Raw genomic sequence first — 19,547 nt, 5'->3', positions numbered from 1 at the left:
TGAATTGCTATATAAATTACCGTGCAATTTAATGTGCTAAAATAACTAAATCATTGATATACCAATAAAAATAAGGATGCCAATTATTATGCGAATTGGCATCCCTTTTAGTTTACTTTTTAATTTTTTCTACCTTAAAACCGAACCCGTTACGAACAAACGGCTGCTTTTTTTCTTTAGCTAAAGAACCAGGTTAGACTGAATAACTTGTTGGAGAAATATTTTCGGGAGTTGACTTTTTGATGTTAAAAGATGTTTGTAAATGCGAATTTACTAATTTATTTAAACTAGAAGCGGATTTTATGGCTGACCCTATTTGGTGTAATGTATGTGGCTGGAATCTTGAAATAGAGGATTTCCCAATATCAGATAAATTACGTGAAAAACTATTGGAATGGGTGTCGCAATATGGTAATTGGATTGATTTAGAAACCGATTCATTAAAAGAAAATGGATTAAAGATAGTGGAAAAATACAATGAAAAAGGATTGTAACTATTTCAAGAGGTAAAGAAACACTTAGGGGAACAATATCCAATCGTATTTGTTCCATCCCATGAATATGCCCCTTTTTTAAGAGTAGTAGTATCAGTATGGAGATTAATTGCATAATGTTTGAGGATTTTGCACCAGAACCATGAACAGTATGACATTATGAAGCAAGCTATCCAAAAAATCATACTTACTTTATTGACTGCATTCGCTGAAAAGGAACGTGAAGAAATTAAAACAAGGCAAGCTGAGGGAATTGCAGTAGCGAAATTAGATTAAGTTTTCTGTTATCATGTAAGTATTAATCACACACTTCAAGATAAAAATAAATGATGAAATTTAAAAGGAGATACCATAAATTTGAACACAAAATATTTAGATTTACTGGCTCATAAATATGATAGTGAAGAAAAAGTGGTAACTAAGATTATTAATCTTGAAGCCATCCTCAATCTGCCAAAAGGGACAGAGCATTTTGGCAGTGATTTACACGGGGAGTATCAAGCTTTTCAACATGTGTTAAGAAATGGTTCGGGTAGAGTAAAAGAGAAAATAAAAGAACTTTTTCAAGATGAACTATCTGATACAGAACTTAATGAATTTGTGATATTAGTTTATTATCCTGAAGAAAAATTAAAGTTAATTAGAGATAAGTTTGGCAATAAACATGAATTACACCAATGGTACACAAAAATCACCGACCATATGATTAAGCTTATTTCTTATGCCTCTTCTAAATATACACGCTCAAAATTACGTAAAGCATTGCCTGAACAGTTTGTTTATATTATAGAAGAGCTACTATACAAAACGGATGAATCCACAAATAAGAAACAATATTATACAAAAATTGTCCAGCAAATTATTTCTCTTGGTCAGGCAGATAAGCTCATTACAGGTCTTGCGTATACGACTCAGAGGTTGGTTGTTGACCATCTTCATGTCGTGGGTGATATTTATGATCGTGGACCTGAACCTGATAAAATTATGGATACTCTAATTAATTATCATTCTGTTGATATTCAATGGGGAAATCATGATGTCCTATGGATCGGTGCCTTTGCTGGATCAAAGGTTTGTCTAGCTAATATTATTCGTATCTGTGCTCGATACAACAATTTAAATATTATTGAAGATGTGTATGGAATAAATCTTATACCACTTCTTAATCTTGCGGATAAGTACTATGAGGACAATCCAGCATTTAGACCCAAGAACCATTCGGATAAAAAACAATCTGATCATGAACTTTTACAAATTACAAAAATGCATCAAGCGATTGCAATGATTCAGTTTAAGCTTGAAATGCCGATCATAAAGAGACGCCCGTATTTTAATATGTCAGAAAGGCTTTTGCTTGAGAAAATTAATTATGACAAAAACGAAATAACAATTAATGGGAAAACTTACCCACTAGAAAATACTTGCTTTGCAACCATTAATCCAGAACAACCTGGTGAATTATTAGAGGAAGAAGAGCAAGTTATGGACAGACTATTGTTTTTTGTCCAGCATTCGGAAAAGTTGGCCAGACATATGAATTTTCTTATGAAGAAAGGCAGTCTTTATTTGAAATATAATGGGAACTTATTAATACATGGCTGCATTCCAGTTGATGAAAAAGGAAATATGGAAAAAATGGTTATTGAAAATCATACCTATGCAGGTCGTGATTTACTTGATATTTTTGAACATTATTTACGACATGCTTTTGCACATCCTGAAGAGACAGATGATCTCGCGACAGATATAGTCTGGTATTTATGGACAGGAGAATATTCATCATTATTTGGGAAAAGAGCAATGACGACCTTTGAAAGGTATTTCATTAAGGACAAAGAAACCCATAAGGAGAGTAAAAACCCATACTACCATTTACGTGAAAAAGAGGAAATCTGCCGTAAAATTTTAGCAGAATTTAATCTTAATCCTGATGAAGGTCATATCATAAATGGTCATACGCCCGTTAAGAAATTAAAGGAGAGAATCCAATTAAAGCAAACGGAAAGATGATTGTTATTGATGGAGGATTTTCCAAGGCTTATCAATCAACAACTGGTATTGCTGGATACACTTTATTATATAATTCCTACGGTATGCAACTTGTCGCCCATGAAAAGTTTAATTCAAAAGAAGATGTTCTACTAAAAGGGTCAGATGTTTTATCAGTAAAGAGATTGGTGGATAAAGAACTCGAGAGAAAAATGGTTCTAGAAACTAATGAGGGAGAGCGTTTATTACAGCAAATATCTGTTTTAAAAAGTCTGATGGAATATCGTTATATGAGTTTAGACCAATCATTACAATCTAATGATTAAAGACTCTATTTAAACATAAATGCTTAATGCCATGACCTTGTTCAAATCATGGTTAAGCAGTTGCGAATACTGAATGCGGAAAGTAAATGCAATCTCAATGTTAAACTTACTTTAGTAAGAAGATCATTTTATTGATGGTCTTCTTTTTTATTTGGTGAAGAGTTTCTTTTAGGCCCAATCACAGGGTTGCTGCTGTAGTCCGTCAGATCATTTACATAAAATTCCTATCCTGCTCTGGATCTACCTTGTCTGCTCCTTATATTTAGTACTAAAAACGATGATTGGTAGTAAAATTATTACTTTGTTTTAGGGAATGAGTTTTGGTACTGCCAATTATCATGAATAGGATGCTTGCTAATTAAGTTATGGTAATGCCCATAAACGGACGTTTATGGGGCGACTTTTATTGAACGTCAGAAAAGCTGAAGAAAGCTCTTTTATTTTTGTTCCGCAATCGGGCCAAATAGTTGAATAAATTAACCATTTACCAACCACACAAGAAGTAGACACAGAACAAAATAATTGCTTAACTCAGAAACTACCAATAAGGTGATTGCTTTAGTTAGCTATCTGTTTATATGACATTGATTCATAAAACAAATAACTCTTGATTCTTTTTCCATATTGATCTATTATTTATTTATCAATAAATAATAAGGAGAGGGAAGTATTGGCTGGCCGTGAAGATCGCAAAGAACAAATCATCGATAAAGCCGTAGGACTATTTGCGGAACTTGGATATTATAAAACAACTACAGCTATGGTGGCTAAAGCCGTAGGAGTTACACAACCGTATGTGTTTCACTTTTTTAAAAATAAAGAAGAACTTTTTAAAGCAGTTAATGACAGGGCAATGAATCGAATATATGAAACCTTCACCCAAGTTGAAGCACCTCCTGATCGATTAATGGAGACGATGGGACACGCTTTTATTCAAATCATGGAAGTCCATAGAGATGAGATTATTATGGTCATGCAAGCTCATGCCATTTCTGAACCAGTGATTCGGGATTATGTGAGAGAGCAGTTTCAAATCATATATGAAGCTATTGTCGTGAAGTTTAAATCAGCAGGAATTTTGAACGCTGAAGAAGCAGCTTCACAATTTATCGGAACAGGTCTCTTAATTACTGTCTCAGAAGTTTTAGATTTACCACAATTAATCTGTTTTAAATCAAAGTAACCATTCAAACTATGAAAACGAAACAAGGCAGTAGAAAAGCTGCCTCTTTTATTCTAATTTTATTTATTTATTGATAAATAAAATTCGTTGTCTAGTTCCACTTAAAAACGAGAGAAAGGAATGATTTATTGATGAAAGCGAGTAATGGAAAGGTTGACAATTCGGATTTGAAGCTATTTAGAGGAGAAAAGCTGCTCGTAATGATTAGTTTACTCGGGTTTGTGCTTGCAATTGGGGTTGCTCTTTATATCGGAATATTTGGGAATGTGGTTTTACCAGAAGGAAAATTAGATCGTGCGTTTTCCTTTGACGCAGCAATCGCATTGTTTCTTTTGTCCATAGCAGCCATTTTACCAATATCGGGTCTAAGTCTACGCAAACGTGCTGCTGCTCGTTGGTTTTTTATCCCTGCAATACTCTATGCCTATGCAATCGAAACAATTCAGCAATTTCGCGGGATTAATCCACGATTTTCAAAAGCTGGTTCTAACATAGCCGATTCAATTGCTGGTGCATTATTCGGGCTTGATTCGCTATTAATCATCATTGTAGTTGTGCTGATTGGCATCTCGTTTTATCGCAAAAGACAGACGAATGAACGTCCGCTTGTAGTTCTAGGCATCCGGTATGCATTTCTATCCATCATGTTTGCCTTTGCCTCTGGATTATGGATGATCGCTCTGCGAAGTCGATATACAGGGGATTCAGGAAACCTAATTGTTCTTCATGGTCTTAGTTTTCATGCTTTGCAGGCATTACCGTTGTTAGGATGGTTATCCGAGAAGGCACGTATTGAAAACAAGCAAGCGAGACGGCTCATCCATTTTGGGAGTTTAGCTTGGACTATTTCTATCCTGATGATTAGTGTACAAACAGTCTTAGGACGTTCCGTTTTTGAATGGACAGCACTTCCTATCCTTTCTGGCATTATGCTGTTTATCTGGTTTGCATCAGTTGTTACAGCTGTATTTAATCTTTTTTGGCCGAAGACGGTGATTCTCGATACATCATCGCATAGTGACTAACCAATTATCTTATTAAGGAGGGGATTTTAAAGATGTATGAAAAGTTATTTTCTCTTGCAAGCATAGTTATGCCATTTTGGCTTGTCTTAATAGTGGTTCCGAAGTGGCGAGTTACACGATTTCTAGCGAATATAGCTGTTTTTCCTATCTATCTTGCCGCACTTTATGTTATTGGAATAATCATAACGATTGCAGGATCTGGCTTTGGATTCGTTCATAATTTTGGTTCTGTTGAAGGTGTCACTAAATTGTTGTCCCAACCGAACTTCGATATACTTGTCTGGCTTCATATACTTTGTTTCGATCAGACTATCGGCCATTATGTTTTTAAAGATAACATGGAACACCGATATTTACCCATTCCGGTCCAATCAATTATCTTATTCCTTATCGTAATGTTCGGCCCTCTTGGATTTTTATGTTATCTAATACTGCGAAAAATACTGAAAAAAGAGAAGAAGATTTTTCATGTCTAGACCAGTCGCGAAAGCCACACTATTCAACCTTACTTTATTCAACAAAAGGGCGCGATTCTGCAACAAGAATTGTGCTCTTTCTTTATGTATAGGGCCAGATTGTTTAGGAACGTTTTCAATAAAATTGGATATTTATGTTGAAATATAGAGTGAAGATTGTGAAGGTTTTCACTTAAACGGCAGTTTAATTCAATAAGAAATTGGAAAGATAACAATAAGTAAAGTGAAAAGGTGTGTCCAAATGCTTAGAATATTGTTATCTTCTGTAATGATAATTTTATTATCTTTTCATTCTCACAATGTTTTGGCTAATTCAGAAGCACTTGATAATTGTAGGGAACTTTTAAACAAAAAAGTTCAAGAAGATATTTTGTCAAGTTTTCCAGAAATAAAAGGCCTAGTGGAAACGGGCGAAGGCTTTAATTATAAATATCTTGATTTAATTAAAATGAAGGTCCCAATTGGAAAGGATGACTCTCATTTAAATTCATTGATTGAGTTATTTAGTGGAACTTCAATTGGGGAAAGACATTTATTGATAATAGGTGATAATTATAGCGAAAAATGGAATAATTCTATAACGGGTTATTTATTTTATAAAGAAACAGATGGAACAAATGTACTTCTAAAATTAAAACTAGGAACATTTAAATGGGTAGTAGTAGAACAAAGTAAAAAAAGAGGAAAATATATAACACTTCCCCAAATTAATAAAGATTGCGCATGAAATCATTAATATTGTGAAATATCGCACTTAAAGTAACGGGTGCGTTTGTTTAAAAAATGTTCAGGACCGATAAGGTTCTTTTTTTGTTATTTGATTAATACAATATTGATTTTATGATATGAAGGCACAAAATAAGCCCTGGGAGGACCCAGAGCCTATCTGTATGGTTATTGCCAATCTCTTTTATTAATTTGTAATCCCTCGTCGCCAAAGAAGTGCTCGATGTATTTCTGTTCCTCTTCAGCAGTTCTTACTTTCAATACTGGACTTTCACTCGGTGGTACTGCACCTTTTAGGTTCCTAATTGTCAGAAAATCACCATTGAAATTAGAAAAGTCTCCTTTTAACCATTTATCTAAGATGCTTGGATAAGGTTCGGATGCTTTTAGTTCAACTGCCTTGTTTTTCAAATATTGAAGGTTAGCACGATCAAACTGGATTCTTTTGATACTATCAGGAGTATTTGGGATACTGTAGTTTTCTTCTCCCTTGAACTCTAACTTCTGAAGAGCCATCGTTATCATTCCGTAGTAAAAGATGTCATCACCCTTCACATTACTCTCAATTTCATAAAAGTCTTTTGCTGCTTTATCTAGTTCAGTTTGGCTTACTTTATGTACTGGTTGAGTGGCTACTTGTTTGGTAGTTGTAGCTGCCTCCACCTTCAAATCCTGCTTGTTATTTGAAAAATTGCTAACATACGCAAATGAAAATGCCGAAAGCGCAATAACAGAAGCTACTCCTAATACAGACCATCGATACGATTTTTTTTGGAATTTTTTAATCATAAGAATTCTCCTTTTAATTGCCCGTTTTCCTCCAGCCATGTTAGCTACACTAGAAATCGGATGCTGTTTTGCAAATACGTCTAATAATTGAATAATCGTGTGACCATATTCCACTTTTTGTCCTGCATCAACATAAGAAAGAGCGAGCGCATCACATCCAATTTCTTGGTCCTGACGCATGCGAGAATAAGCAAACCAAAGGATAGGATTAAACCAATGTAGGATCAGTAGTCCATTCATTACACAATTCACAACAACATCTTTCCGCTTCATATGGGCAAGCTCGTGATAGAAAATAAACTTTAATTGATGATCCGTTAATATCTCAATTTGGGTTTGAGACAATAAAATACGTGGTCGGATAAGCCCCAAAACGGTGGGACTTGAAAGTTTCCCAGATACGACTAAGGGAATGCGCGTTTTGACAGACATCCTTTTTTTACAATATTCAAAAACATCGTTGACTTTTGAATCCAAAACAAGTGGCTGACGTTTAATGTAGAGATACACCCGTGCATTTGCAATCACTGTCAACAAACCAATAAAAATTGCTCCTTGCAGCCAAACAAATAAAGCAATTTGATCAAACGAAAAAGAATGGGTTATCGGCTCCTTTTTTTGTATCGAAACTTCATGCGCAACAACTTGGGATGAAGCTGAGGAATTGATAAATTCTTGATGAATCGGTATTGGCTGTGTAAAAATAGCAGTTAGATGATTTGTATGTAGGACATTATGTTTGTTGTACCAACCTTCAGGCAGCGGTGGCAGCATCAATCTAAACAATAGCGTTAGCCATAGGATATAATGCCACCTTGCAGGTAACTTGCCCTGAATTATTATCTTGATGAGCAAAATCAATCCCACTAACACGCTACACACAAGAGATGTCTCAATCACCCAATGAAAAAAAAGCTGAAGATAATTGTATATGTTAATCATCATCATGTTTCCTTTCATTTGCTGGTATCCTGATCATCAAGAATCCGTTTCAGCTCATCAATTTCCTCACGGGACAATTTTTTTCCCGCAAAAAATTCACCAACAACGGTTTGAATGCGCCGCCGTATAGACGCTGTAAGAAGGATTTTGTTTCTACTTGTAGTTATGCGTCCCGTAAGACAATCGGATAGTATGCATAGACTTTACCTTCCTCTTGTTGAATTGCGATAGCCTCTTTCTGAACCAGTCTGTTAAGTAATGTTCGAACGGTTTTGGGTTTCCAATTTGTCTGTTTCTCAAGTTCTTGAATAACTTTATTTGCTGTTAGAGGCGATCTAGTCCACAAGATTTTCATAACCTCTAACTCTGCTTCCGAAATTTTAGGCAGGTCATTCATACTTTTTTATCCCTCCTTAATATTACGTTTGTAATCACATTTGGGTATTACAGTTGTAATCTCTCACTTCAATTTTGTCCATAGATAATTTTATAAATATTGGCTAAATTTGGGTTTACTTAATAATTAATTTTACACCACTAACTAAACCAAAAAAGGTTTCGTACCGATTGTTTCCAAAAGGGATGCTACTATAACTGTAACAGCAGAAGACCAAAAAATGGTGGAGGAATCACCAATTCCATTTGGTTTTTTACAACAACAAAATGGACAAGGTGTCTTTTTTGTAAAGACTAAATATCTAAATTTACTTCAATAAGAATCGTCTTAAGGCGTTGCTGCGGCAGCGTTTTTTTATTGAGCTAACAGGGTGTTTATCTTGAACAAGATTTAAACAATGATCTTCCACAATCGGGCGCTTATCCGTAGCAAGGATTGCGCCTTTTTTTGTGTATCGGGCCAGATAGTGGAACAAGACATGGTAAAATAAAGGTGTGAAAATTAATAAAAGTGAAATAGCTTGGCAATTTTTTGCCAAGCTTTTTAATGAAAATGAACCTATTGATACAATTGTGGTAATAAATAGTAAGGAATTTAAGGAGGGATAATATTTGTGTGAGAGCGATTTGATTGAACAGGCTATAAGGGGGATAACAGAGCATTCAGATAAACTATGGTCTCTAGTTTTGGGGGTGTCACAATAAAAAAGCCCTAGTCAAAGGCTAGAGTGGGATATCCAAGGTTCTTTTTTTATGTCATAATTAAACATAAGACAAACTCTAGTTTAATCAGAAGGTTACATCTGTTTTATTTTTTATGATTGAAGTTCCTGCTAGTTTATTCATAATGTGAAGATATTTATATGCTTGTTTCTTACTAAATCATTAAATAGAGGTGAAAAATTTGTATAAAGTAGGTCAAAAATTTGTGTACGCTAAAGATAACGACAAGCCTATTTTAAATGGTGCCAAAGTCATTGAGATCACTGGTAGATTCGAAAACGGTTTTTCGGCAAAATCAGATCTGAATTCAACCATATTTATACCAATCGAATATTTAGACCATTTGGTAAGAACACACACATTCACTTTATCTGTGTAATGTTAAACTGACCTGTTCGCTACGGTGGATAGGTATTTTTGTACACCTTTGCTACCCCGTTGTGATATAACGATTCTTAACTATCGTGTTCTGTTAGTTAAATCGTATTTTATTTACACACAAACTATCAATACATTATTAGTTCTGAAGTTAAGAACGGTTTTTCCTCGATATTGCTATTTGACTAATATCTTTTCACTAACTATCCGTACATAACGTACTAAATATGAATTTATCATAAAATTACCTTGTTCATTGTTCACAATAAAGTATTTGTTACGATCCATCTTTTCAAATACTTCTTGTTCAACATCTTCTTTTTTAACATCTAATTCTTTTATCATTTTTTCGGTTACTATATCATTATCAAATGTATAGCAAACTGTAAATTCCTTCACATTAATTTTCCTTTCTATTATTAATTGAAAGAGGAAAGTAAATTACTTTTTAGTTTTTATGTTACAATTATGTAATAATTTTGTAACAATTGATATAGTTTTGACGAAAATTTTTAAAATAGGTTCGAAAGTAACGTTTTTTTACATATTTTGCTATGTAATAGTTCGAAGATGATAGTCAAATGTAGATCGGTGCTTGTTCAACTAACCGTTAGTATAAGCAGAATTGATAATTGAGTGATCTTAGGACTGATTCCATATTTTACTTATTCCATTAAAGGGCGCTTTTCTGGAGTAACGAAAAAAGTCCAATTTCTCAATTTTAATGCTGAGAAATTGGGCTTTTTATTTTGGAATTTCCTTAACATTGTAAATTCGCGTTTTGCTGGTGGTACCCCATTTTGTGCATATGCCTTTTATACCATTATTATTATTGATAAAACATATTTTAATATATATGTTATTTTTGTCTTATTTATCATTATATAACTTATCTTTAATTTTGTTGTTCATGTTATTATTGTATTAAATTATATATGTAACAACAAAATATATTATTAAAAAGTTAACGTACTTTTCTTCAATCTTAATTCTGTTTTGATAGGAACTAAAAAATGCCATTCGTTTCTCTATAAGAAGCGAATGGCATTAAATTTTTTAATTGTGTGTCCTCTAGTGATAAAGACAATCTCTTTAAAAGAATATTTATGGTTTACTAAATCCACTTTAAAATCGTGTTCTTCTTCAATCCCCATTGTCCAACTATATTAGGCTTGGCCATTATGATCAGCAGTAAAAAAATTGGCCTGATCCCTGGAACAGTCCAGCTTTGAAAGTATTGAGAAAGAATTGCTTAATAAAAAAAGGGGACTCCAAAGTTTGAACTGTAACCTAAAATATGGACAGTTTAATCATCGACACCATATACAAGGTGTGGACCAGCATGCACCGGTAAATAAATAAGAACGTGTATTTAATTTTTAACAAGAAAAACGAGAGTTATTAATACAATAAGTTCGGACCGTCATAGGTCCTTTTCTTTATTCAGCTAATGAAGCAGATTAGTAAGGGAAAGTCGCATTTTGACCGAAAATGTACAAAAAAATATCCAGCGGAATGCCGGATAAAAAATTTATATTTAAAAGGGGGTTATGAAAAAGATCATGTCCATTTCATGTGTTAATCTTAACCTCTAAAAATGAACAAAGTATGAATAAAACATTAAGGTTGTCTTAAATGACTTGGACATTTTCAAGATTTAGAGATGGGGATCAATTATGAAACAGCTAGATTTTTTACTAACGACACAAACTATGTAGCATGATTGCATTGAAAATACCACCTATTTTGAACTGTAACCTAAAATATGGACAGTTTAAACAAAGAGCCAATGATGCTAGAAGGTGATCTCGGTACTAAACTGGGGTCTTATTTTTCAATCCCCACTGGTATAGTAACGTTTTCAAAGCTGTGGCTGACCCAACCGGACGTGTTTTGTTGGACTACTTTTCCAATCCGACGGCCAATCTTTAAGGGACTTAACGATGAACTTGGTTCTTATAAAAAAACAAGTCGACTGTCCAAGTATGGCTTCGAACGGTTAGGAGCCGCAGTCAGATGTGGAAAGTTCTTCTTGGTCTTTTTACTCCCCTTTTAAGCGGTATAAAAATACTCCTATAGGATGAAAGAAAGAACCAAAAATTAAACATTGATAATTATTTTTTTCAATTATTCTGATTTTCTAACATAACGAAATGTTATAAAAAACAATCATTGTGTTATATTTGTTCACGCTCATCATTTTATATCCACATTAATGATTAGAAATTCAATATTTATACTAAAACCGGGTTAATAAAACAGATAAGTGTACATTGTTAAGGCCAGTAAATGGTTCGATTTATTATTTGAAGAAAATAAGTTTTTCATAGTTTGCTATTGTTTTAGATAAAAAATGACAATTTAACTATATTAATTAAATAATATACATAGGTTTTAAAAAAATAAATGAAATATCTGAATATATTTACAACAGTTTTGATATGTGATACGTTAGAAATATAAAGTGTAACAAATATCACACTATAAACAATATTTAGTTATAAATGATTTTACGAAGATATTTTTGTAAGCGTTTAACATGGATTGAATCTAACAAAGGAGATGGAGCAATGATAATTCATGAGGTTGAAACGTATTCGCGAGAGAAAATGAAAGCGCTACAACTCGACCGCTTAAAGGAAACATTAGGCCGAGTCTATACTAAAGTACCTTTTTATCAAGAAAAGTTTAATGAACTTGATATAAAAGTGGCGGATATTCAGTCTTTAGAAGACATACGTAATTTGCCATTTACGAAGAAAACCGATCTGCGTGACAACTATCCGTTCAATCTATTTGCAGCTGAAATGAAAGAGGTAATTCGTATCCATGCCTCTTCCGGTACAAGTGGAAAACCGACTGTTGTTGGCTATACGAAGAATGACATTGAAAATTGGGCCGATATGGTTGCACGTGCAATTGCCCTTGCAGGAGGAGAGCCCGGTGGGGTATTCCACAATGCTTACGGATATGGATTATTTACAGGTGGCTTAGGTCTTCATTATGGAGGGGAAAGACTTGGCATGGCGACTGTTCCTATCTCAGGAGGAAATACAGACCGTCAAATTACCATCATTGAAGACTTTAAGCCAACCGTAATTGCGGGAACACCTTCATATATATTAAAAGTGGCTGAAGAATTGGAAGCGATGGGTAAAAATCCGAGAAACAGCTCTGTAAAGTTCGGTATTTTTGGCGCGGAGCCTTGGTCCGAAGAAATGCGTAAGGTGCTAGAAGACAAGTTTGATATTAAAGCCTGTGATATATATGGGTTGAGTGAAGTCATGGGGCCTGGGGTATCCATGGAGTGTCACGAAGCTCAAGATGGATTGCATATTGCAGATGATCATTTTATCGTGGAAGTAATTAATCCGAAAACACTTGAACCAGTAGCCGATGGTGAAGAAGGTGAATTGGTGTTTACTAGCTTAACGAAAGAAGCATTCCCAGTTATCCGTTATCGCACAGGTGATATTTCTTCTATTACCAGAGAGACATGTAAATGCGGCAGGACAACGACAAGAATGTCACGTGTGAAGGGACGTATCGATGACATGCTCATTATACGGGGAGTAAACGTGTTCCCGTCTGAGATTGAGCATTACTTAATTCAAATCGAAGAGATTGCACCACATTATCAAGTTCGGCTACGTCGTGACGGTTCATTGGATGTTGTTGAATTGCATGTTGAAATAAATGAGGAAGTTCATCAATTGGTGAACGGCAACATGGAGCATGAGGATATACATTTCATAATGAAAAAAGTCCAACACTCTATGAAAAATAACTGTCTAGTAAGCATGAAGGTAAAAGTGTTGTCTCCAAGAAGTATTCCTAGGTCCGAAGGGAAAGCAATCAGGATTTTTGACGAAAGAGGGGCATTTGCAACAATCTAACAAAATATAATTTTTAGAATATATTTGATTTTTAATATAACAGTATTTTATAATATCGTTATAAAAGTGTTATAAAGAGAGGGAGGGGATAGACAATGTCTAATCTCACGGAACCATTAACCGAGGCAGAAAAGTTAGAACGGTTTATGCAACGTATCGAAGAGGGTGAGAAAATCGAAGCAGATGATTGGATGCCCGAAGAATATAGAACAGCTCTTATTAAGCTAATTTCCATGCACGGCATTAGTGAAATAATGGGTGCGCTTCCAGAAAAAGAGTGGGTACCGAAAGCTCCTTCCCTTCACCGGAAACTGGGTATTATGGCAAAAGTACAGGATGAAATGGGACACGGTCAAATATTGCTCCGTGTAGCAGAGGATTTGTTAAAGCCTTACGGGAAAAACAGAGGCGATTTGATGGAAGACTTATTTAAAGGTGATCTTAAGTTTCATAATGTGTTTCATATGGAAACAAAAACGTGGGGAGATGCAGGGTTAATTGGTTGGCTTGTGGACGGTGCAGCTATTATTACACAAACCAACATGCTAAATGCTTCTTATGGACCATATGCAAGAGCACTACATCGCATTTGTGCCGAAGAAGTGTTCCATGCCCAGCATGGTGAAGCGATTATAATGGCCTTGACTGAAGGGACAGAAGAGCAAAAAGCGATGATTCAAGATGCTTTAAATCGTTGGTGGGATGCCTTGCTTATGTTCTTTGGTCCTGCCAGCAGCGATACGATGGGTACATCTAAACAAGACGTTACCATTAAGTACAAAATTCGCCCGAAAACAAATGAAGAACTGCGTCAGGACTTCTTTAGTAAATATATTCCTCGTATCTTATCACTCGGGCTAACAATCCCGGATCCTACTCTCCGTTATGATGAGGAGCAACAGCAATGGGTGTATAGGCAACCGGATTGGAATGAGTTCAAAAAAATTATTAAAAACCAAGGTCCGCGTTCTCAAGCCCGCCTAAACCTTCGGAGAAAATCTTATGAAAATAATGCATGGGTTCGAGAAGCGTTAAGTGCAGCGATAAGATGAAAAGAAGGGGGGAACTAAAAAATGGAAAATAACAATACAACATTTTATCAAGAGTATGAGGTGTTTAGCAAGCGTACACCTAGCTCTTCGTTTCAGCATCAGTTCAGTCTGCTCGCTCCGAATGCGGATATGGCCATGATCATGGCGCAAGAGAATTTCATGCGACGTGAACCGGTTGCAGACATTTGGGTTGTGAACCGGTTAGATATACGGGCGCTTGCACCTGAGGAGAAACAAACGTTAAACCGCTTGGATAATAAAGAGTACCGTACAACAAAAGGGTACGGCTATTTAAAGAAAAAATGGCGTCATTATGAACAGCAAATGCTGGATGAGAAAGAAATTTTGTCATGGGCAGGAGGAAAAAGCAAATGAGTGAACCGGCAAAAACGTTAAGCCCGGAATATAAAGAAGCATTGGTTGAGCTGTTGCTGCAGCTGGCAGATGATGATTTCCTATTTGCATACCGCGGTTCCGAATGGCTGGGGCTTGCTCCGCATATTGAAGAGGATGTGGCTTCCTCTTCCATTAGCCAGGACAGCATGGGGCATGCAGCGATGTTCTATAACCTTTTAGAAGATTTAGGATTGGGTAAAGGAGATGATTTAGCTCATAGCCGTCCAGCTCATGAAAGAAAGAACAGTATTTTAGTAGAACGTGTTAACGGCCCTGGACGCTATATGGAAGATGCGAAGTATGATTGGGCCTATGCGGTAGTACGAAATTACTTCTATGTACAGGCTAAGAAAGTCAAAATGGATTCTTTAAAACAAAGTACGTACAGACCGCTCGCAGAAGTTGCCGTTAAAATTAATATGGAATTGTATTATCATCTTCTTCATTGGAAAACTTGGTTTGTACAGCTTTTAAGTACAACGGAAGAAGCAAAGCAACGGATGCTCCAAGCAATTGACAAAGTAATGAACGATTTCGGAGATGTATTCTCTCAAGGGGCACATGTACAGCAAATAATTCAGTTTGGCTTAATGGAAGAAAAAAGCGTTTTAGAAGACAAATGGGTTGCTGCTTTGTCTCCTGTAATGGAATCACTAGGTTTAGAGATTCCTAGAAAAGCAAGGTCTCAAATCCAAGACGGGAGAATTGGAGAACACACGGAAGAATTACATGATGCTCTTTCAACCCTGGCGGAAGTATACAACCTTGATCCTGCTGCTACTTGGTAATCAATTAGAAAAAGAGGTGTGAACAATGATAGCACCCTTGCAGTTAACACAGGAAGAAGTGTTACTACTATTAGAGGATGTGAAAGATCCCGAGATTGATACGGTAAGTATTATTGATTTAGGGATGGTAGAAGCAGTTACAGTCAAGAATCATCATGTATCTATTAAAATCTTGCCCACATTTTTGGGATGTCCGGCTTTAGAGATTATCAGAAATAATATCATTCGGGCCGTAAAGGAACATCCTGATGTAGCAGAAGTTTCGGTCGAGTTTATTCAATCCCCGCCATGGACATCTGATCGCATTAAAGAAAACGGACTGCAAGGTTTAAAAGCATTTGGCATAGCCCCTCCTCCAAAGCATATGAAGGAAGACGGATCTTGGCATATTGACTGTCCGTACTGCGGTTCTGCTTATGTGACAATGGAAAATATTTTCGGACCGACAGCATGCAGAAGCATCTTGTACTGTAAAAGCTGCAAAAATCCCTTTGAAGCAATGAAACCTATTTCAAATCTAATGTAAAGTGAGGATAAAAACATGGTAAAAATGATTGCATTATATAAGCATCCTGAAAATAAAGAGGCGTTTGATGAGCATTACTTCAATGTGCATGGCCCAATTACAGAAAAAATTCCCGGCCTTCGCAAAATGGAAGTAACAAAAATTATTGGATCTCCAATGGGTGGAGAGGGAGAGTATTACATAATGTGTGAAATGTTTTACGACGACCATGAGGCTCTTAAACAAGGCATGCGTTCTGCAGAGGGCAAAGCGTCCGGTAAAGATTTAATGGGCTTTGCTGGTGAGCTTGTAACATTAATGATTGGTGAAGAAGTAAAATGAGTAACTTCCAATTCATCGAAACTTCTGTTGTAGATGGGGTAGGATTAATTGAGTTAAACCGACCTAAGCAATACAATGCGTTAAATCGCACAATGGTAAGAGAAATTGTAGAAGCGATGGAATCATTTGATAAACAGGACCAAATAATCACGATATTGGTTACCGGAAGAGGCAACGCTTTTTCAGCCGGTGCTGATATTGACGAAATGGCCAATGATGATTCGATTCATCTGGAATTATTAAATCAGTTTGCGGATTGGGATCGACTCTCATCGATCAAAAAGCCTATTATAGGTGCTGTAAAAGGGTTTGTATTTGGCGGAGGATTTGAGTTAGCACTATGCTGCGATATTTTAATTGCAGCAAGCGGCACTGAATTTTCATTTCCTGAAGTAAACATCGGGGTTATGCCGGGAGCGGGCGGAACACAGCGCCTGACGAAGCTCGTTGGAAGAACAAAAGCATTGGAATGGCTGTGGACCGGAGACAGAATTCCAGTTGAAAAAGCACAGGAGCAAGGAATCGTCAATCGGATTGTCTCCCATGAATTGTTAATGGAAGAAGCAATGAAGTTTGCTCAAAAGTTGGCTAAACAACCTCCTTTATCTCTGCGCTTCATTAAAGATTCAGTGAATAAAGCAGTGGATTATTCTTTATATGAAGGAATGCAATACGAGCGCAAGAATTTTTATCTGCTGTTTTCTTCAGAAGATCAAAAAGAAGGAATGCAGGCTTTCATGGAAAGAAGGAAACCAGAGTTCAAAGGAAGATAAGGGGGCTTTAGAAAAAATGTTTGAAACCATTCGTTACAATGTTCAAGATGGCGTAGCGTGGCTGCGATTAAATAGGCCCGACAAGCTAAACGCTTTTATCGCTCAGATGAATCGTGAAATTAAAGAAGCGGTAAAAGAGGCTTCTTTTGATGAAAATGTTCGCTGTATTGTGATTACTGGAGAGGGCCGTGCTTTTTGTTCTGGTCAGGATTTATCGGAAGTTAATGAGGACATGGATCATGGACATGTTCTTAGAGCTCATTACGGACCGATGATGAAACAAATTATGAAATGCGAAAAACCGATTATAGCTGCAGTAAATGGTGTAGCGGCAGGGGCTGGATTTAGCCTGGCACTCGCTTGTGACTTTAGATTAGCCTCAGAAAAAGCCAGTTTTGTAAACGCTTTTATTCATGTGGGGTTAATTCCGGACTCAGGCAACCTTTACTTTCTTCCTAAAGTGGTCGGTCATGCAAAAGCAGCAGAGATTTCTATTTTAGGGGATAAGGTTTCAGCCGAGCAAGCTCTCCAAATGGGGCTAGTGACGAAAGTGATTTCATTTGAATCATGGGAAACAGAAATCGAAAAATTTGCTGTACATCTGGCTAACATGCCGACAAAAGCAATCGGTTTAATTAAACGTTATTTAACTCTAGCCAACGACCTTCCTTTTGAATCATTTCTTGAAAGAGAAGCGGAAGGTCAGCGTATTGCAGGATTAACATCAGACCACAGAGAAGGCGTAACTTCTTTTTTAGAGAAAAGAAAACCAACTTTTACAGGAAAATAAAGGAGTGGGATACATGTCAACAGTTCAAGAAGTCAAAACAGAAAAACTTTCAATGAAACGTGAATACTATCATCTAATCATCAATGGAGAAAAAGTAGAAAGCAGTAACGGTATTACATTCAAAACATATAATCCTGCTACTGGTGAAGTAATTGCTGAAGTGGCAAAAGCGACAAAAGAAGATACAGAAAAAGCGATTCAAGCTGCCCGTAATGCATTTGATCACGGCAAATGGAAAAAGCAACCAATTAATAAGCGATCTCGTGTATTAAATAAGATTGCTTCTATTATGCGCTCTAGGTTCAATGAATTAGTAGAATTGGAGATTTTGGATACAGGAAAATCTCTTCATGCAGCACAAGGTCAAGTGATGCAGGCGATTGAAGACTTTGAATTTTATGCAGGTGCAATTGTAGGCCACCGCGGGGATGTAAACCCGGTTCCAGGTCAATTCCATAACTATACAGAGAAAGAACCGGTAGGAGTTTGTGCGCAAATTATTCCATGGAATTACCCATTAATGATGGCTGCATGGAAAATCGCTCCTGCTATTGCTACAGGATGCTCAGTTGTTGTAAAACCTGCTACATTAACACCGCTTACAGCTATCATTCTTGGAGAAATCTGCCTTGAAGCAGGAGTACCTGAAGGTGTGGTAAACATTGTTCCAGGTTCAGGTTCAGAAGTTGGAAACTACTTGGTAGAACATAAGCAAGTAGATAAAGTAGCTTTCACCGGTTCTACTCCAATCGGGAAAAATATCATGGAAAAAGCATCTCAAACATTAAAGCGTGTAACGTTAGAACTGGGCGGTAAATCTCCTAACATCGTGTTTGACGATGCTGATCTTGATGCGGCAGTGGATGGTTCTTTATTCGGTATTTTTTATAACACAGGTCAGTCTTGTGAGGCGCGTTCCCGCTTATATGTGCATGAAGATATTTATGAAGAATTTGTAAGCAAATTTGTTGAAAAAACAAAGAAATTAAAATTAGGAAATCCTTTTGATAAAGAAACACACGTTGGTGCTATTATTGATCAAAACCAATTGGATGTGATTGACAGCTACGTGAAATCTGCCATTGAGGATGGCGCTGACATCTTAGCCGGCGGTAAACCAGCAAAGATAGAAGGATTTGAAAATGGCTTCTGGTATGAACCAACCGTCATCGCAAATGTTAACCATGACATGAAAGTAGTCAATGAAGAAATCTTTGGTCCGGTTGTTGTCATTATGAAGTTTAAAGATGAAAAAGAAGCGGTTAAGCTTGCGAATAATACTGAATTTGGATTAGGTTCCGCTGTGTGGACGAAAGATGGAGCTCGTGCTACTCGTATTGCTAATCAAATCCAAGCGGGTATTGTGATGGTAAACTGCCCGTTCTCGGCGTTCCCTGGTACACCATTTGGCGGCTATAAACAATCTGGCTATGGCCGTGAACTTTGCATTGAAACACTTGATTTATATACTGAAACAAAAAGTATCATTTCTTACTATGGCAGCCGTCCATTAAATCCATTTGGCTTGTAATGTAATTCAATGATGAGTACGAGTACA

Annotated in this window: 16 protein-coding genes and 3 pseudogenes; 16 read left to right on the top strand and 3 right to left on the bottom strand. The window is 36.3% G+C overall.

Annotated elements, in window-relative coordinates; translation table 11 throughout:
• Positions 1 to 242 precede the first annotated feature (242 nt).
• From AC3ANV_RS14555 to AC3ANV_RS14525, 7 genes and pseudogenes are all read left to right on the top strand, one after another.
• The gene (locus tag AC3ANV_RS14555; protein WP_488314228.1) at positions 243 to 494 is read left to right on the top strand and encodes a hypothetical protein; all 252 of its coding nucleotides are present in this window, start codon (positions 243 to 245) and stop codon (positions 492 to 494) included.
• A 153-nt stretch (positions 495 to 647) separates the two neighbouring features.
• Positions 648 to 761 (top strand): annotated as a pseudogene (locus AC3ANV_RS14550) (recombinase family protein); the annotation flags it as partial.
• Positions 762 to 851: 90 nt separating this feature from the next.
• A pseudogene (locus tag AC3ANV_RS14545) lies at positions 852 to 2,809 on the top strand (fructose-1,6-bisphosphatase).
• Positions 2,810 to 3,479: 670 nt separating this feature from the next.
• The gene (locus AC3ANV_RS14540) at positions 3,480 to 3,992 is read left to right on the top strand and encodes a TetR/AcrR family transcriptional regulator (protein WP_488309468.1); all 513 of its coding nucleotides are present in this window, start codon (positions 3,480 to 3,482) and stop codon (positions 3,990 to 3,992) included.
• Positions 3,993 to 4,123: 131 nt separating this feature from the next.
• Entirely contained in the window at positions 4,124 to 5,017 is an 894-nt protein-coding gene (locus AC3ANV_RS14535; RefSeq protein WP_488309467.1) for a hypothetical protein, read from the top strand.
• Between the two features lie 32 nt (positions 5,018 to 5,049).
• Positions 5,050 to 5,493 (top strand): ABA4-like family protein, encoded by a 444-nt coding sequence (locus AC3ANV_RS14530; RefSeq protein ID WP_488309466.1) that lies wholly within the window; start codon positions 5,050 to 5,052, stop codon positions 5,491 to 5,493.
• Positions 5,494 to 5,734: 241 nt separating this feature from the next.
• Positions 5,735 to 6,220 carry a hypothetical protein gene (locus AC3ANV_RS14525; protein WP_488309465.1) on the top strand — a complete coding sequence of 162 codons (486 nt, stop codon included), beginning with the start codon at positions 5,735 to 5,737 and terminating at the stop codon, positions 6,218 to 6,220.
• Positions 6,221 to 6,387: 167 nt separating this feature from the next.
• Here AC3ANV_RS14525 and AC3ANV_RS14520 read toward each other — a convergent pair whose 3' ends face one another.
• The 3 genes and pseudogenes from AC3ANV_RS14520 to AC3ANV_RS14510 all read right to left on the bottom strand — a co-directional run bounded on the left by AC3ANV_RS14520 (position 6,388) and on the right by AC3ANV_RS14510 (position 9,846).
• Entirely contained in the window at positions 6,388 to 7,968 is a 1,581-nt protein-coding gene (locus AC3ANV_RS14520) for a M56 family metallopeptidase (RefSeq protein WP_488309464.1), read from the bottom strand.
• Positions 7,965 to 8,347 (bottom strand): annotated as a pseudogene (locus AC3ANV_RS14515) (BlaI/MecI/CopY family transcriptional regulator). Before AC3ANV_RS14515 ends, AC3ANV_RS14520 begins: the two are co-directional and overlap by 4 nt.
• Before the next feature lie 1,277 nt (positions 8,348 to 9,624).
• On the bottom strand, positions 9,625 to 9,846 hold the full coding sequence (locus AC3ANV_RS14510; protein ID WP_488309463.1) for a hypothetical protein: 222 nt from the start codon (positions 9,844 to 9,846) through the stop codon (positions 9,625 to 9,627).
• Between the two features lie 2,171 nt (positions 9,847 to 12,017).
• Between AC3ANV_RS14510 and AC3ANV_RS14505 the strand changes: the two genes are divergently transcribed.
• The 9 genes from AC3ANV_RS14505 to AC3ANV_RS14465 all read left to right on the top strand — a co-directional run bounded on the left by AC3ANV_RS14505 (position 12,018) and on the right by AC3ANV_RS14465 (position 19,520).
• The gene (locus AC3ANV_RS14505; RefSeq protein WP_488309462.1) at positions 12,018 to 13,343 is read left to right on the top strand and encodes a phenylacetate--CoA ligase family protein; all 1,326 of its coding nucleotides are present in this window, start codon (positions 12,018 to 12,020) and stop codon (positions 13,341 to 13,343) included.
• 95 nt (positions 13,344 to 13,438) lie between these two features.
• Entirely contained in the window at positions 13,439 to 14,395 is a 957-nt protein-coding gene (gene paaA, locus AC3ANV_RS14500) for a 1,2-phenylacetyl-CoA epoxidase subunit PaaA (protein ID WP_488309461.1), read from the top strand.
• A 21-nt stretch (positions 14,396 to 14,416) separates the two neighbouring features.
• Positions 14,417 to 14,770, top strand: coding sequence for a 1,2-phenylacetyl-CoA epoxidase subunit PaaB (paaB, locus tag AC3ANV_RS14495; protein WP_488309460.1), 354 nt, complete (start codon positions 14,417 to 14,419; stop codon positions 14,768 to 14,770).
• The gene (gene paaC, locus AC3ANV_RS14490) at positions 14,767 to 15,579 is read left to right on the top strand and encodes a 1,2-phenylacetyl-CoA epoxidase subunit PaaC (RefSeq protein WP_488309459.1); all 813 of its coding nucleotides are present in this window, start codon (positions 14,767 to 14,769) and stop codon (positions 15,577 to 15,579) included. Before paaB ends, paaC begins: the two co-directional genes overlap by 4 nt.
• A 25-nt stretch (positions 15,580 to 15,604) precedes the next feature.
• Complete coding sequence (gene paaD, locus AC3ANV_RS14485; protein ID WP_488309458.1) at positions 15,605 to 16,105, top strand: 1,2-phenylacetyl-CoA epoxidase subunit PaaD; 501 nt, start codon at positions 15,605 to 15,607, stop codon at positions 16,103 to 16,105.
• A gap of 15 nt (positions 16,106 to 16,120) precedes the next feature.
• On the top strand, positions 16,121 to 16,426 hold the full coding sequence (locus AC3ANV_RS14480; RefSeq protein ID WP_488309457.1) for an EthD family reductase: 306 nt from the start codon (positions 16,121 to 16,123) through the stop codon (positions 16,424 to 16,426).
• Complete coding sequence (locus AC3ANV_RS14475) at positions 16,423 to 17,199, top strand: enoyl-CoA hydratase/isomerase family protein (RefSeq protein ID WP_488309456.1); 777 nt, start codon at positions 16,423 to 16,425, stop codon at positions 17,197 to 17,199. The genes AC3ANV_RS14480 and AC3ANV_RS14475 overlap by 4 nt, the downstream gene beginning before the upstream one ends.
• 16 nt (positions 17,200 to 17,215) lie before the next feature.
• Positions 17,216 to 17,989 carry an enoyl-CoA hydratase-related protein gene (locus tag AC3ANV_RS14470; protein WP_488309455.1) on the top strand — a complete coding sequence of 258 codons (774 nt, stop codon included), beginning with the start codon at positions 17,216 to 17,218 and terminating at the stop codon, positions 17,987 to 17,989.
• 13 nt (positions 17,990 to 18,002) lie between these two features.
• Positions 18,003 to 19,520 (top strand): aldehyde dehydrogenase family protein, encoded by a 1,518-nt coding sequence (locus AC3ANV_RS14465; RefSeq protein ID WP_488309454.1) that lies wholly within the window; start codon positions 18,003 to 18,005, stop codon positions 19,518 to 19,520.
• The last annotated feature ends 27 nt before the right edge of the window (positions 19,521 to 19,547 follow it).

This window comes from Neobacillus sp. DFD-2R (assembly GCF_057747865.1).
This window is presented reverse-complemented; position numbering and strand designations above follow the sequence as displayed.

Bases quoted from the DNA above. Each gene is read 5' to 3' on its own strand.
- AC3ANV_RS14520 (WP_488309464.1), bottom strand. From the start codon at position 7,968: ATGAAAGGAAACATGATGATGATTAACATATACAATTATCTTCAGCTT.
- AC3ANV_RS14555 (WP_488314228.1), top strand. From the start codon at position 243: ATGTTAAAAGATGTTTGTAAATGCGAATTTACTAATTTATTTAAACTA.
- AC3ANV_RS14525 (WP_488309465.1), top strand. From the start codon at position 5,735: ATGCTTAGAATATTGTTATCTTCTGTAATGATAATTTTATTATCTTTT.
- AC3ANV_RS14475 (WP_488309456.1), top strand. From the start codon at position 16,423: ATGAGTAACTTCCAATTCATCGAAACTTCTGTTGTAGATGGGGTAGGA.
- AC3ANV_RS14465 (WP_488309454.1), top strand. From the start codon at position 18,003: ATGTCAACAGTTCAAGAAGTCAAAACAGAAAAACTTTCAATGAAACGT.
- AC3ANV_RS14535 (WP_488309467.1), top strand. From the start codon at position 4,124: ATGAAAGCGAGTAATGGAAAGGTTGACAATTCGGATTTGAAGCTATTT.
- AC3ANV_RS14480 (WP_488309457.1), top strand. From the start codon at position 16,121: ATGGTAAAAATGATTGCATTATATAAGCATCCTGAAAATAAAGAGGCG.
- AC3ANV_RS14470 (WP_488309455.1), top strand. From the start codon at position 17,216: ATGTTTGAAACCATTCGTTACAATGTTCAAGATGGCGTAGCGTGGCTG.
- paaC (WP_488309459.1), top strand. From the start codon at position 14,767: ATGAGTGAACCGGCAAAAACGTTAAGCCCGGAATATAAAGAAGCATTG.
- AC3ANV_RS14530 (WP_488309466.1), top strand. From the start codon at position 5,050: ATGTATGAAAAGTTATTTTCTCTTGCAAGCATAGTTATGCCATTTTGG.
- paaB (WP_488309460.1), top strand. From the start codon at position 14,417: ATGGAAAATAACAATACAACATTTTATCAAGAGTATGAGGTGTTTAGC.
- paaD (WP_488309458.1), top strand. From the start codon at position 15,605: ATGATAGCACCCTTGCAGTTAACACAGGAAGAAGTGTTACTACTATTA.
- paaA (WP_488309461.1), top strand. From the start codon at position 13,439: ATGTCTAATCTCACGGAACCATTAACCGAGGCAGAAAAGTTAGAACGG.
- AC3ANV_RS14505 (WP_488309462.1), top strand. From the start codon at position 12,018: ATGATAATTCATGAGGTTGAAACGTATTCGCGAGAGAAAATGAAAGCG.